This window comes from Erwinia magellanica, from assembly GCF_039023495.1.
In the GTDB taxonomy this organism is placed as follows: domain Bacteria; phylum Pseudomonadota; class Gammaproteobacteria; order Enterobacterales; family Enterobacteriaceae; genus Erwinia.
The window spans coordinates 221970-235379 of record NZ_JBCHVC010000002.1 but is presented as its reverse complement, the minus strand read 5'-3'; the positions used below and the strand labels follow the sequence as shown (position 1 = coordinate 235379).

Below are 13410 nucleotides of genomic sequence, written 5' to 3'. Positions count from 1 at the left end.
CAATTCTACTTGAGTGCGATCCGGAACACTATGTTTCCATTACACTCCCCCACTTTTCTGGAGGGCAACAAGACAGAGGGTGATACGCCATAATGTTCTATTTGGGGATGCTGCCCCGCTGATTCAAGCATAACAACGTTTTAAGCAACTGCTAACCAGGAAAAATAGCTTAGTCGATATTTTGCCGGTTTAATGAGCGAACAGAGGTCAAATGGCACATCCGGGCAACGAATAAAACAAAAAAAGCCCGCGGTCATGATGACCGCGGGCTTGCAATTAACTTTCAGGCTCAGTAAATCAGGCTGGTTGCGCCTGGTTCATTAGTTCCTGGAAGTTAGTGGCCTTTTCGGTCACTTTGGCTTTCTCCAGCACGGCTTCAACAGCCTGCTCTTCCAGCGCAACGTTACGCATGTTGTTCATCAGCTCATTGTTCTTGCTGTAGAACTCAACCACTTCTGACGGATCTTCGTAAGCGGAAGCCATCTCTTCGATCAGCTCTTTTACGCGATCTTCATCAGCTTTCAGTTCGTGGGTACGAATTACTTCGCCCAGCAGAAGGCCAACCACAACACGACGCTTAGCCTGCTCTTCGAACAGCTCGCGAGGCAGCTCTAAAGCCTGCTTCTCGTTGCCGCCAAAGCGCTGTGCAGCCTGACGACGCAGCACGTCGATTTCGCCGTCGATCAGTGCCGCTGGCACTTCGATGTCGTTAGCGCTGACCAGGCCGTCAATAGCCTGAGTCTTCACACGGTTACGCACGGCGCCTTTCAGCTCGCGCTCCATGTTTTTACGCACTTCGGTACGCAGACCCGCAACCGAACCATCTTCCACGCCGAAACGCTTGATAAACTCTTCGGTGAATTCTGGCAGCTCACGCTCTTCCACTTTCTTCAGAACGATTTCAAACTTCGCCGCTTTCCCTTTCAGGTTTTCAGCGTGGTAATCGTCCGGGAAGTTAACGTCGATAGTGAAGGTTTCGCCCGCTTTGTGGCCAACAACACCCTCTTCGAAGCCTGGGATCATACGACCCTGGCCCATAGCCAGTACGAAGTCAGACGCTTTGCCGCCTTCGAACTCTTCACCGTCTACAGAACCGTTGAAATCAATAGTGATACGGTCTTCGGCTTCTGCTGCGCGGTCGGTCTCTTTCCAGGTGGCCTGCTGCTTGCGCAGGGTATCCAGCATGGTGTCAACGTCGGCGTCAGTCACTTCTACAACCGGTTTTTCAACTTCGATTGCGTCCAGACCTTTCAGCTCAACTTCCGGGTACACTTCAAACTCAACCGTAAAGGTAAAGTCTTCACCCACTTTGTATTCGCCTGGCATGTAGCTTGGTGCGCCAGCCGGATTAATTTTCTCTTTGATGATGGCGTCAACGAAGTTGCGCTGCATCAGGTCGCCCAGAACGTCCTGGCGAACAGAGGCACCGTAGCGCTGAGCTACGACAGTCATCGGCACTTTCCCTTTGCGGAAACCGTCGATACGTACCTTTTTAGATACGTTGACCAGCTCACTTTTCACCGCATTTTCAATCACGTCTTTATCAACGGTAATCGTAACGCGACGGCCCAGGCCCTGAGTTGTTTCTACTGAAGCTTGCATCTTATTACCTCAAAAAATCACGTGCTCGGTCAACTTCAGACCCTCCCTGCTCCGCAAGAAACAGGGTAGAGACTAAGAACCGGGACGGCTTCTGATGCCAGAACCGCATTCCCTGTTACCAAAAGCGTCCCGAAGACATTCCGGAAAAATAGACGCAGCATTATAGCGGCATCATCAGGGCTAGTCGAGGCTGCTTACCTCCGACATTTCGTCTGGTTCACACCTTTTAGCGGATTAATGGCAGAAAAGTGGGTGCGTTGGGCGATTTGCCTCAGAAATGACAAAGCGGCCCGCAGGCCGCTTCAGGTAGGAAATGTGCTTCAGGCCAGCATTCCTGCTCCACGACAGTTTGGCGATGAAGGAACGGTATCCTGCAATCCTTCCCACTCCTTAACGGTGTAGGTATGTAAAGCCAGCGCGTGCACGCTTCCAGCCAGCTCATCCGCCAGCGCACTATAAATAGTACGATGACGCATAAGAAACCGCTGGTTGATAAAGCTATCGCTGACAATAATCACTTTAAAGTGGCTTTCTGCGCCCGCTGGGACGTTATGACGATAGCTTTCGTCATGCACTTCCAGATGAACAGGCGTAAACGCCATTCTTAACTTTTCTTCTATTTCTTCGCGGATCATATCTGGACTCCTTTGCAACCATGAGCATTGCCCCATCCCACTAAATATTAGCTGGTTTATTACCTTTTCCGACACATTTTGATAAAAATAACCCGCACCGGATCTCCGCTACCCTGCATTTTCACTCGCTTAATAGCAACGGCGGATGTCGCCCGGCGCTAACATTTTTTGCCGGACTGGCGTAAAAAAAGTGCAAGGCGATGAATTTACGCGCTATCAGGGCTTCCTCTTGATACAGGCGATGATATGATGGCCGCAGTTTTGTCAGCATCACACCTTTTGTCATCGAGAAAACAAGCATGTTAAAAAAAATAATTTTCCCTCTGCTGGCCCTGTTTGTTCTGGCTGGCTGTGCAAGCAACAGCAATACAATCACCGTTTCCCCTAAAATCCAGCTTCCACAGCAGGATCCGAGCCTGGCAGGCATCACCGTCAGCATCAACGGTGCCGATCAGCGCAGCGATCAGGCACTGGCAAAAGTTAACCGTGACGGACAGTTAGTTACCCTGACGCCTTCTCGCGACCTGCGCTTCCTGCTACAGGAAGTGCTGGAGAAGCAGATGGGCGCTCGCGGTTATATGATTGGGCCGAATGGCGCAGTTGATCTCCAGATCATCGTTAATAACCTCTATGCCGACGTGACGCAGGGTAGCGTGCGTTACAGCATTACGACCAAAGCGGATATCTCTATCGTCGCTACGGCTAAAAACGGCAACAAGCAGGTGAAGAACTACCGTCAGACCTACAGTGTTGAAGGCGCTTTTTCAGCGACCAACGCGAAAATCACCAACGCGGTTAATTCAACCGTTAGCGACGTGATTGCCGATATGGCTCAGGACACCAGTATTCACGAGTTTATCAAGCAAAACGCCCGTTAATTGGCCTGTGCCCGTCGGGATCCCGGCGGGCTATGTTTTAAGGTTTGTATGCCCAGCCACTACCTCCAGATCTTCACCCAACGTAATGCCGCCCTTCTTCTTATCCTTGGCTTCGCTTCCGGTTTGCCGCTGGCGCTCACCTCCGGCACGTTACAGGCCTGGATGGCCGTTGAAAATGTTGATATCAAAACGATAGGTTTCTTCTCGCTGGTGGGCCAGGCTTACGTCTTCAAATTCCTCTGGTCTCCGCTGATGGACCGCTACACCCCTCCATTTTTGGGACGTCGTCGCGGCTGGCTGCTGATCACCCAGATTCTGCTGATCGTTGGCATCGCTCTGATGGGTTTTATGCAGCCCTCTGAAGATCTCACGCTTCTGGCTGCCCTGGCGGTGCTTGTTGCATTCTGCTCTGCCTCGCAGGATATCGTTTTTGATGCCTGGAAAACGGATGTGCTGCCCCCGGAAGAGCGGGGAAGCGGCGCGGCGGTGAGCGTACTTGGTTACCGTCTGGCAATGCTGGTCTCAGGTGGGCTGGCACTCTGGCTGGCCGACCGTTATCTGGGCTGGCAGGCGATCTGGTGGCTGATGGCCGCCATGATGATCCCAGCCGTGATAGCGACGCTGTTAGCGAAAGAGCCTTCTGATGCGGTCAACCGGCCACACACTCTGGAGGAGGCGGTCATCGCCCCGCTTCACGACTTTTTCAACCGCAATAACGCGTGGCTTATCCTCTCTCTGATCGTTCTTTATAAGCTTGGTGACGCTTTTGCCGCCAGCCTGACCACGATCTTCCTGATTCGGGGAGTAGGGTTTGATGCCGGCGATGTGGGCCTGGTCAACAAAACGCTGGGGTTAATCGCTACGATCATCGGTGCCCTCTACGGCGGTATTTTGATGCAGCGCCTGAGTCTGTTCAGAGCGTTAATGCTGTTTGGTATTTTGCAGGCGATTTCCAACCTCGGCTACTGGATACTGGCCGTAACGGATAAACATCTGTACAGCATGGCGGCAGCCGTATTTGTGGAGAATCTTTGCGGCGGCATGGGAACCGCAGCGTTTGTGGCGCTGCTGATGACGCTCTGCAATAAATCTTTCTCCGCCACTCAGTTTGCCCTGCTCTCCGCACTTTCAGCCGTTGGCCGCGTCTATGTCGGACCGGTTGCTGGCTGGTTTGTTGAGGGATGGGGATGGCCAACTTTTTACGCATTTTCCGTCGTGGCAGCGTTGCCTGGGCTACTTCTCCTGGCGGGCTGCCGCAGAACGCTGGAACATGCGCAAACGCATCAATCCTTCCTGCCGCGCACCCGTTTCCAGGCAGGGTATCGCTGGGCATTAAGGGCGTTAAAAACCGGGGCCGTTCTGCTTATCGCCGGGTTACTTCTGCTGGCTTTACGTGCAACAAATGTGCTGGATGCTGGTACACTCATTAGCGTTCTGCTTGAATCAGGTACTTTTTTGGCACTGACAGGGATTGTGACCGGCAGCCTGCTGGACTTTTTAGCGCAGCGTAACGGGGAGCCAGGAAATTAACGTTATTTTTTGTCACCCATTAAAATTATCCCGCTGCGTGAATACAATTTTTTAACAATCCAACCCGTTATCAGCGCGGAAAAAACGGCGGTCGCGCACAGTATACCGCCGTTTTTTAACAATCAGTGGATGCACATTTTCACCTTTTTCATTATTTCCCTGCACCTTTTCATCTTTACATTACAATCTCTGTCTATATTAAAAACCGGTGCGTTATTAGTATTGTTTAAAGTAAATCTCACAAATGATACAGAGATGTTAAATATTTGAATGACAGATTCGCTGTTTATAGCAGAGGTCATGCCAAATACGGGGTTACCATTGTTTTTTGTTATATTGGCAGCAAACCCTTGCTATAAATGATAATTTGTCACCTCCAGCAACATCTGTGACAGTGTTTGCAAAAGGTGTCAACACGGCGCTGACACAAGATGTTGCTGGTTTACAGTACTGAAACGTTCCCGTAAAATGCCGCCACACTTAAACGACAATAGAGCCCTTGTCATTGAGGTCGTTAAATGAGACTCATGAAATACAATAAAAGTTTGGGGATTTTGTCATTAATTGCAGGCACTTTATTGTTAAGTGGCTGTGATAGTGCGTTATTGAATCCCAAAGGACAGATTGCACTGGAGCAACGTTCGCTGATCCTGACAGCCTTCGGCTTGATGATGATCGTCGTTATTCCCGCAGTCTTAATGGCCGTGGTGTTCGCCTGGAAATATCGGGCATCCAATACCAATGCAAAATACAGCCCTAACTGGTCACACTCGAATAAAGTGGAAGCCGTTGTCTGGACTGTTCCCATCTTAATTATTCTTTTCCTGGCTATCCTGACGTGGAAATCTACCCACGCGCTGGAACCGGGTAAGCCTCTGGCCTCTGATGTGAAGCCAATTGAGATAGATGTGGTTGCACTGGACTGGAAGTGGTTGTTCATTTACCCGGAACAGGGTATTGCAACCGTGAACCAGATCGCTTTCCCGGCCAATACGCCGGTGAGCTTCAAGATCACGTCTAACTCCGTAATGAACTCCTTCTTCATTCCAACCCTGGGTAGCCAGATTTACGCTATGGCGGGGATGCAGACTAAACTGCACCTGATTGCGAATGAACCAGGTACGTTTGACGGCATTTCCTCCAACTTCAGTGGTCGCGGCTTCTCTGGTATGAAGTTCAAAGCGATTGCCACCCCTGACAATGCCGCTTTTGAGCAGTGGGTAGCAAAAGCGAAACAATCACCTAACACGCTGACGACTATGGATGATTTCGAGAAACTGGCAGCGCCAAGCGAAAACCATCCGGTGCAGTTCTTCTCCACGGCGAATCCTGAATTGTTCACCCAGGTGATTGGTAAATTCAAGATGAACCACGGGAAAATGGACATGTCGGAGCACGAAGGCATGGACATGAGCGAAGCCGCTAAAGCGGGAGCCGAGGAATAATACGATGTTGGGAAAATTAACCCTTGATGCAGTACCGTATCACGAACCGATTATCGTGGTTACGGTTGCCGCCATCATTCTTGGTGGTCTGGCTGTTGCCGGAGCAATAACTTACTTCGGTAAGTGGCAATATCTGTGGTCAGAATGGCTGACGTCTGTTGACCACAAAAAACTCGGTATCATGTATATCATTGTGGCTTTCGTCATGTTGCTGCGCGGCTTTGCCGATGCGGTGATGATGCGTAGCCAGCAGGTGCTGGCTTCGGCTGGCGAGGCCGGATTCTTACCGCCCCATCACTACGACCAGATCTTCACCGCCCACGGCGTGATCATGATCTTCTTCGTGGCGATGCCGTTTGTTATTGGTCTGATGAACATTGCTGTTCCTCTACAGATCGGTGCACGCGATGTGGCCTTCCCGTTCCTGAACAACCTGAGCTTCTGGTTCACGGCTGTGGGTGTGGTGCTGGTTAACCTGTCACTGGGCGTGGGCGAATTTGCTCAGACCGGCTGGCTGGCCTATCCGCCACTTTCCGGCGCGGAATACAGTCCGGGGGTCGGCGTTGACTACTGGATATGGAGCCTGCAACTTTCGGGTATCGGTACGACATTAACAGGTATTAACTTCTTCGTTACTATCCTGAGAATGCGTGCGCCTGGCATGACCATGTTCAAAATGCCGGTGTTCACCTGGGCTTCACTTTGTACTAACGTGCTGATCATTGTCTCCTTCCCGGTTCTGACCGTGACGCTGGCACTGTTGACTCTGGATCGTTATCTGGGCTTCCATTTCTTCACCAATGAAATGGGCGGCAACATGATGATGTACGTAAACCTGATTTGGGTTTGGGGACATCCGGAAGTGTACATCCTGGTTCTGCCTGTCTTCGGTGTCTTCTCCGAAGTGGTGGCGACCTTCTCTAAAAAGCGTCTGTTTGGTTATACCTCATTGGTCTGGGCGACGGTTGTTATTACCGTTCTCTCCTTTGTGGTCTGGCTGCACCACTTCTTCACCATGGGCGCCGGTGCGAACGTTAACGCCTTCTTCGGTATCATGACGATGATTATCGCCATTCCGACCGGTGTTAAAATCTTCAACTGGCTGTTCACCATGTACCAGGGCCGCATTCAGATGCACTCTGCTATGTTGTGGACCGTAGGCTTCCTGGTCACCTTCTCTGTAGGTGGTATGACCGGTGTTCTGCTGGCGGTGCCGGGTGCGGACTTCGTGCTGCACAACAGTCTGTTCCTGATTGCACACTTCCATAACGTGATTATCGGTGGTGTGGTGTTTGGTTGCTTCGCTGGTGTGACTTACTGGTTCCCGAAAGCGTTCGGCTTCTGCCTGAACGAAAAATGGGGTATCCGTGCCTTCTGGTTCTGGATTATTGGTTTCTTCGTTGCCTTTATGCCGCTGTACGCACTGGGCTTCATGGGGATGACCCGTCGTCTGAGCCAGGATATCGATCCACAGTTCCACGCTCTGCTGGTGGTTGCTGCGGGCGGTGCCGCGCTGATTGCATGTGGTGTGCTGTGCCAGGTTACGCAGTTCTGGGTCTCTGTACGTGACCGTGAGCAGCTGCGTGATGTGACCGGTGACCCATGGGGCGGTCGTACGCTGGAGTGGGCAACCTCTTCACCACCACCGTTCTATAACTTTGCTAAAGTTCCTGTCATTCACGAGCGCGATGCGTTCTGGGAAATGAAAGAGAAAGGCGAAGCATACAAACAGCCTGAGCATTACGAAGAGATCCACATGCCGAAAAACAGCGGCGCTGGTGTGGTTATCGGAGCCTTCAGCCTGGTGTTTGGTTTCGCGGCTATCTGGCACATCTGGTGGCTGGTAGGTCTGACGTTCCTCGGTATGATCTTAACCTGGATCATCAAGAGCTTTGACGAAGACGTTGACTACTACGTTCCCGTTGCCGAGATCGAAAAAATCGAGAATCAGCACTTTGATGAAATTAGCAAAGCAGGTCTGAAAAATGTCGACTGAAACTCTGACTAAACACCACGACGCCCATGCGGAGCATGGGCATCACGATGCAGGAGCCAATAAACTCTTTGGCTTCTGGATCTACCTGATGAGTGACTGCATTATCTTCGCAACGCTGTTTGCGACCTATGCAGTAATGGTCAACAGCACAGCTGGCGGCCCTGCAGGTAAAGATATCTTTGAGTTACCGTTTGTTTTGGGCGAAACAGCGCTGCTGCTGTTCAGCTCCATCACCTACGGGTTTGCCGTGATCAGCATGGAAAAAGGCACCAAATCAACCGTACTGGGTTGGCTGGCGGTGACGTTCCTGCTGGGTGCAGGCTTTATCTCAATGGAAATCTATGAGTTCCATCATCTGATTGCCGAAGGCTTCGGCCCACAGCGTAGCGGCTTCCTTTCAGGATTCTTTACGCTGGTAGGTACGCACGGTCTGCACGTGACCTGCGGTTTAATCTGGATGCTGGTACTGATGTATCAGGTTGCCACTAAAGGTCTGACCTCTACCAACCATACGCGTGTGATGTGTCTGAGCATGTTCTGGCACTTCCTGGACGTTGTCTGGATTTGTGTATTCACCATCGTATATCTGCTGGGGGCCATGTAATGAGCAAGACATTAAGCGATCATGGTACCTCGCACGGTAGCGTGAAGACCTACATGATCGGTTTTATTCTGTCGATCATTCTGACTGCTATTCCTTTCTGGATGGTTATGAGCGGCGGCGCGTCTAAGGGAACTATCCTGGCCGTTGTCATCGTGACCGCAGTCATTCAGGTGCTGGTGCATCTTTATTACTTCCTGCACCTCAGCACCTCTACCGACCAGCGTTGGAATCTGGTGGCAATTATCTTCTCTGCCGTCATTATTCTGATCGTTGTAGTGGGCTCTATATGGATTATGTGGAACCTCAATTACAACATGATGGTCCACTAAAGAGCTGCCCGTGATGATAAAGCAATACCTGCAAGTAACGAAACCAGGAATTATTTTCGGAAATTTAATTTCTGTAATCGGGGGATTCCTGCTGGCCTCTAAAGGCAGCATCGACTATGCCCTGTTTCTCTCCACCTTGGTTGGTGTCTCGTTGGTGGTCGCATCAGGTTGTGTCTATAACAACTTTATCGACCGTGACATCGACGTAAAAATGGAGAGGACCAGAAATCGAGTGCTGGTAAAAGGCCTCATTTCTCCGACAGTCTCTCTGGTTTATGCAACCGTTCTGGGTATTGCTGGATTCGCGTTGCTGTATTTCGGAGCAAATCCGCTGGCCATGTGGCTGGCGGTGATGGGCTTTGTGGTTTATGTGGGCGTTTACAGCCTCTATATGAAGCGCAAGTCTGTGTATGGCACGCTGATTGGTAGCCTTTCCGGCGCTGCGCCGCCGGTGATTGGCTACTGTGCTGTCACCAACCAGTTTGATGCTGGCGCGTTAATCCTGCTGGCTATCTTTAGCCTGTGGCAGATGCCGCATTCCTATGCGATTGCTATCTTCCGCTTTAAAGATTACCAGGCCGCGAATATCCCGGTTCTGCCGGTGGTAAAAGGCATTTCGGTAGCAAAAAATCATATTACGCTCTATATCCTGGCGTTTATGATTGCCACCCTGATGCTGACGCTGGGGGGATATGCCGGCTACAAATATCTGATTGTTGCAGCAGCGGTTAGCGTGTGGTGGTTGGGCATGGCGCTTTCAGGCTATAAAACGCAGAATGACCGCGTTTGGGCCCGTAAGCTGTTTGTCTTCTCCATTGTGGCCATCACGGCGCTCAGCGTCATGATGTCAGTAGACTTTATGGCTCCGGCCTCGAAAGACCTGCTGACGATGGTCAGGTAGCACAGACCTCATCACAAAGGGCGCGATTATCGCGCCCTTTCTTTTTGTTACCACTTCGCGATAAGTATTATTTTACCCGCCCTGCCCCGCCGCCTAAAATACGTCGACCAGATAAACTGAGGTAGTAATGAACGATAATAAAATGACTCCAGTCGAGCTGCGTGCGACATGGGGTTTGGGGACGGTCTTTTCCCTGCGCATGCTGGGCATGTTTATGGTGCTGCCGGTCCTGACGACTTATGGCATGGCATTACAGGGAGCAACAGAGGCATTAATTGGACTCGCTATTGGCATCTACGGTTTAACGCAGGCCGTATTCCAGATCCCCTTTGGGCTGTTATCGGACCGTATTGGCCGTAAGCCGCTTATCGTTGGTGGATTACTTATTTTCGTTCTCGGCAGCGTGATTGCCGCCTGCACCACCTCCATCTGGGGCGTTATTCTGGGCAGAGCCTTGCAGGGATCGGGCGCTATCGCTGCGGCGGTAATGGCTTTGCTCTCCGATCTGACCAGAGAGCAGAACCGCACAAAAGCGATGGCCTTTATTGGCATCAGCTTCGGCGTGACCTTCGCCATCGCCATGGTGCTGGGGCCGATCATCACCCATGCTTTAGGCCTGCATGCGCTGTTCTGGATGATTGCTATTCTGGCAAGCTGCGGGATTGTTATAACGCTTCTGGTGGTACCTGCTGCGCCGACGCATATTCTGAACCGTGAATCGGGCATGGTTAAAGGTTCTATCAAAGATGTGCTGGCAAACAGCCGTCTGGTAAAACTCAACTTTGGCATTATGTGCCTGCATATTTTATTGATGTCGAGCTTTGTTGCCCTGCCGGGTGAATTCGAGCGGGCTGGCTTCCCGGCAGAGCAGCACTGGAAAGTTTATCTGGTCACCATGCTTGTCGCCTTCTGCGGCGTTATCCCGTTTATTATTTATGCCGAAGTGAAGCGTCGTATGAAGCGGGTATTTGTCTGCTGCGTGGCGCTGATGCTGGTTGCGGAGATTGTCCTGTGGGGCGCAGGTAACCACTTCTGGACGCTGGTGGTTGGCGTGCAGCTCTTCTTTATTGGTTTCAACCTGATGGAAGCTATTCTGCCTTCCCTGGTGAGTAAGGAATCTCCTCCGGGTTATAAAGGCACGGCGATGGGGCTTTATTCCACCAGCCAGTTTATTGGTGTGGCCATCGGCGGCAGCATGGGCGGTTGGGTCTTTGGTCATTTTGACGCCCAGAGTGTGTTCCTGGTGGGCACCCTGGTCGCGGCGCTCTGGCTGATTGTTAGCTGTACGATGAAAGAGCCGCCTTATGTCAGCAGCCTGCGAATCATGCTGAATAACAGTCCGCTGGAAAAAGCGGAGCTTGAGCAGCGCATTAAAGCGCAGCCGGGCGTGGCCGCAGTGTTTATCGTACCGGAAGAGAAAAGTGCCTATGTGAAGATCGACAGCAAGGTGACTAACCGGGCGGAGATCGAGAAGCTGGTGGCGGACGCTGTCTGATGATTTATGAGGTGATAAGTGTCATCTCTGGTGCTCTCTTTAAAGGGGAAAGTCGGAGCGGAAGTAAGGCTTCATGCCCAGGAGCCTTATCCGGGAAGCTATAATGCGAATGTTAACTTTGCCCTGTTTCTGAACAGGGGCCAGTGTTTCCGCCGCTGTTGAGGTCACAAACTAATCATTTCCTTAAGGATGCTCGATTGTTCTGGCATTACTGGTCGTTCCACCAGTTGCAAAGACTATCACAGACTCGGTACCTCCTTTCTGTAGGCTGTTATCAGGCATAAGGATGAAATCATCGCGGAGCAAAACACCGTGATGAATATAAACAACGGAATATGGTCAGCCATATGCGTAATCGCAAATCCAGTGATCCAGGAACCAAATGCCTCACCAGCATTCGAGACAATCAGAATGTAGCTGAACAGCACACTGGCCGGGATGCCGGAAGGTATAAGCGTGGCTTTAAAGTAAAGCTCAGGAATAATTACGGATTCATAAATGCTGTAGGCAACCAGCGCCGCGATAGCTACAGACACTGAACCCAGCAAATAGGCTGACGATAGCGTCCCGCCGATCATAATAATCTGTGAGCTGTATCTGTCGCTCAGGAAGGTTAATTTCGCCACGACACCTTGCCAAAGACAAATGGTAACGCCGACAACAGAGAAAAATAAGCCGGAGTACGTGCCCATGTCGGGATTGATTTTATCCAGGAGCATCGTTGCCGTGATGAACACCCCCATAATGAGAAAGCAGAAGAACGACGAAAGCAGGATCCGTTGAATGCTGGTACTGGCCATAACGCCCCGAAATGCCGCGCGCATACCTGCCAGCGGCGAGCCGGCTGAAGCTTTATTGGATGGGAAGGCGTAGATGAGCGGCACCGCAGCCACGGCCATCGCTACCCCCAAGAGGACCAGCGTAAGAAGCACTGTCTCAATAAACAAAAACCTCATCGCTGCAACAGCCAGCATCGGGGCCACGAATACGGCTGAGTTCTGGCACAACGAGAACGTATAGAGTGCTTTTTTCAGTTCAGGCCCACTCAGGGTTTCGGCCAGTACCTCTCGTAAAAAAGGTTTGGAAATCGACTTTGATACAGCAATAAGGAAGAAGAAGAATAACCAGGCAGGTAATGACAAAGTCAGGAAAACTGTCATAAACGCGGCGCTTCGCAGCAGAAGGGAAGCGCAAATAAGCGTTCTTCTGGAAAAACGTTCAAGATAGCCGGTGGAGGTCAGCATCAGCAGGCTTTCCAGGATAACAGCACCGGCCAGGCAGGCCGAAACACTGGAGGCACTGAGGGCTGGCGTTTTCCCCAGCAATGGGAGAGCAAAAAAGAAGGAGAATTCTGCGAGAAATACCGTCAGGAAAATGAAATATTTCGTTTTATTCGCATGCATGATGATTGTTGATTATCCTTGCCAGCCGATCGAACACTGATGCTCTGACCCCATCAGGGAGCTTCGTCAGGCCAGTTTCTGCCGTTGCCATCTCATTAAAATAAAAGCCTGCGGAATTTAATAAAAGCCAGTTTCTGCGCAATAACGAAAAACCTGATATCGCAGGACTCAGCCAGAAAAGGCATCATGAAGTCCCCGACAGAGGATGTTGTAATTAAATTTCCAATGCTCACCGCATGCTGAGCTGTATCCGATTTGATCACGCCAAAACCCATGCCGGTGCCGGCGGAGTTCAGAAGCAAATAGCGTGTTGGCTTTGGCAATGGTTTTAGATTTGGCGGTTTTCCTCTCCACACGGGCAAAACTAAATTTAAGGGGGAGAGAGGGCTGATAAGCAAAAGCTAAGCGGCATGGAAGCCGCTTTGCAGCCCTCAGGGAAGAGTTCACGGCATTTTTCTGTTCAGCCCTTCTTCCAGACCAGATAAATAATTCTGCAAACGATGCGCCCTTCCTGATGCGTGAATTGGGCAGCGAATCTGCAAGCACTCTCCCCTTCTGCTTGCTCTCCCCGGCATCAACTCCTCAGGCAAGA

At 51.1% G+C, this 13410-nt stretch carries 12 protein-coding genes; 8 read left to right on the top strand and 4 right to left on the bottom strand.

Annotated features, from left to right (window positions below; translation table 11 throughout):
* Positions 1–297 precede the first annotated feature (297 nt).
* A complete protein-coding gene (gene tig / locus AAH450_RS08300) occupies positions 298–1602 on the bottom strand; it encodes a trigger factor (RefSeq protein WP_342909812.1) in 1305 nt (434 codons plus the stop codon).
* A 320-nt stretch (positions 1603–1922) separates the two neighbouring features.
* The gene (gene bolA / locus AAH450_RS08295; protein WP_318789918.1) at positions 1923–2237 is read right to left on the bottom strand and encodes a transcriptional regulator BolA; all 315 of its coding nucleotides are present in this window, start codon (positions 2235–2237) and stop codon (positions 1923–1925) included.
* A gap of 299 nt (positions 2238–2536) precedes the next feature.
* Here bolA and AAH450_RS08290 point away from each other — a divergent pair, with 299 nt between their 5' ends.
* The 8 genes from AAH450_RS08290 (at position 2537) to AAH450_RS08255 (ending at position 11415) form a co-directional block, all read left to right on the top strand.
* Positions 2537–3115, top strand: a complete 579-nt coding sequence (locus tag AAH450_RS08290; RefSeq protein ID WP_342909811.1) for a lipoprotein — start codon at positions 2537–2539, stop codon at positions 3113–3115.
* A 48-nt stretch (positions 3116–3163) separates the two neighbouring features.
* Positions 3164–4645 carry a muropeptide MFS transporter AmpG gene (gene ampG, locus AAH450_RS08285; protein ID WP_342909810.1) on the top strand — a complete coding sequence of 494 codons (1482 nt, stop codon included), beginning with the start codon at positions 3164–3166 and terminating at the stop codon, positions 4643–4645.
* A gap of 518 nt (positions 4646–5163) precedes the next feature.
* Positions 5164–6090 (top strand): cytochrome o ubiquinol oxidase subunit II, encoded by a 927-nt coding sequence (cyoA, locus tag AAH450_RS08280; protein ID WP_342909809.1) that lies wholly within the window; start codon positions 5164–5166, stop codon positions 6088–6090.
* 4 nt (positions 6091–6094) lie between these two features.
* Positions 6095–8086 (top strand): cytochrome o ubiquinol oxidase subunit I, encoded by a 1992-nt coding sequence (gene cyoB / locus AAH450_RS08275; RefSeq protein WP_342909808.1) that lies wholly within the window; start codon positions 6095–6097, stop codon positions 8084–8086.
* The gene (locus tag AAH450_RS08270) at positions 8076–8690 is read left to right on the top strand and encodes a cytochrome o ubiquinol oxidase subunit III (protein WP_342909807.1); all 615 of its coding nucleotides are present in this window, start codon (positions 8076–8078) and stop codon (positions 8688–8690) included. Before cyoB ends, AAH450_RS08270 begins: the two co-directional genes overlap by 11 nt.
* Positions 8690–9019 carry a cytochrome o ubiquinol oxidase subunit IV gene (locus AAH450_RS08265; RefSeq protein WP_306207449.1) on the top strand — a complete coding sequence of 110 codons (330 nt, stop codon included), beginning with the start codon at positions 8690–8692 and terminating at the stop codon, positions 9017–9019. Before AAH450_RS08270 ends, AAH450_RS08265 begins: the two co-directional genes overlap by 1 nt.
* 13 nt (positions 9020–9032) lie before the next feature.
* On the top strand, positions 9033–9920 hold the full coding sequence (gene cyoE, locus AAH450_RS08260; RefSeq protein ID WP_342909806.1) for a heme o synthase: 888 nt from the start codon (positions 9033–9035) through the stop codon (positions 9918–9920).
* A gap of 127 nt (positions 9921–10047) precedes the next feature.
* Complete coding sequence (locus AAH450_RS08255; protein ID WP_342909805.1) at positions 10048–11415, top strand: MFS transporter; 1368 nt, start codon at positions 10048–10050, stop codon at positions 11413–11415.
* Positions 11416–11654: 239 nt separating this feature from the next.
* Here the strand turns inward: AAH450_RS08255 and AAH450_RS08250 are convergent, their stop codons facing one another.
* Together AAH450_RS08250 and AAH450_RS08245 are read right to left on the bottom strand one after the other, a co-directional pair.
* Entirely contained in the window at positions 11655–12818 is a 1164-nt protein-coding gene (locus tag AAH450_RS08250) for an MFS transporter (protein ID WP_342909804.1), read from the bottom strand.
* 168 nt (positions 12819–12986) lie between these two features.
* Positions 12987–13364 (bottom strand): hypothetical protein, encoded by a 378-nt coding sequence (locus tag AAH450_RS08245; protein ID WP_342909803.1) that lies wholly within the window; start codon positions 13362–13364, stop codon positions 12987–12989.
* Between the last annotated feature and the right edge of the window lie 46 nt (positions 13365–13410).

Bases quoted from the DNA above. Each gene is read 5' to 3' on its own strand.
- AAH450_RS08265 (WP_306207449.1), top strand. From the start codon at position 8,690: ATGAGCAAGACATTAAGCGATCATGGTACCTCGCACGGTAGCGTGAAG.
- bolA (WP_318789918.1), bottom strand. From the start codon at position 2,237: ATGATCCGCGAAGAAATAGAAGAAAAGTTAAGAATGGCGTTTACGCCT.
- tig (WP_342909812.1), bottom strand. From the start codon at position 1,602: ATGCAAGCTTCAGTAGAAACAACTCAGGGCCTGGGCCGTCGCGTTACG.
- cyoB (WP_342909808.1), top strand. From the start codon at position 6,095: ATGTTGGGAAAATTAACCCTTGATGCAGTACCGTATCACGAACCGATT.
- AAH450_RS08255 (WP_342909805.1), top strand. From the start codon at position 10,048: ATGAACGATAATAAAATGACTCCAGTCGAGCTGCGTGCGACATGGGGT.
- AAH450_RS08290 (WP_342909811.1), top strand. From the start codon at position 2,537: ATGTTAAAAAAAATAATTTTCCCTCTGCTGGCCCTGTTTGTTCTGGCT.
- AAH450_RS08270 (WP_342909807.1), top strand. From the start codon at position 8,076: ATGTCGACTGAAACTCTGACTAAACACCACGACGCCCATGCGGAGCAT.
- AAH450_RS08250 (WP_342909804.1), bottom strand. From the start codon at position 12,818: ATGCATGCGAATAAAACGAAATATTTCATTTTCCTGACGGTATTTCTC.
- cyoE (WP_342909806.1), top strand. From the start codon at position 9,033: ATGATAAAGCAATACCTGCAAGTAACGAAACCAGGAATTATTTTCGGA.
- cyoA (WP_342909809.1), top strand. From the start codon at position 5,164: ATGAGACTCATGAAATACAATAAAAGTTTGGGGATTTTGTCATTAATT.
- ampG (WP_342909810.1), top strand. From the start codon at position 3,164: ATGCCCAGCCACTACCTCCAGATCTTCACCCAACGTAATGCCGCCCTT.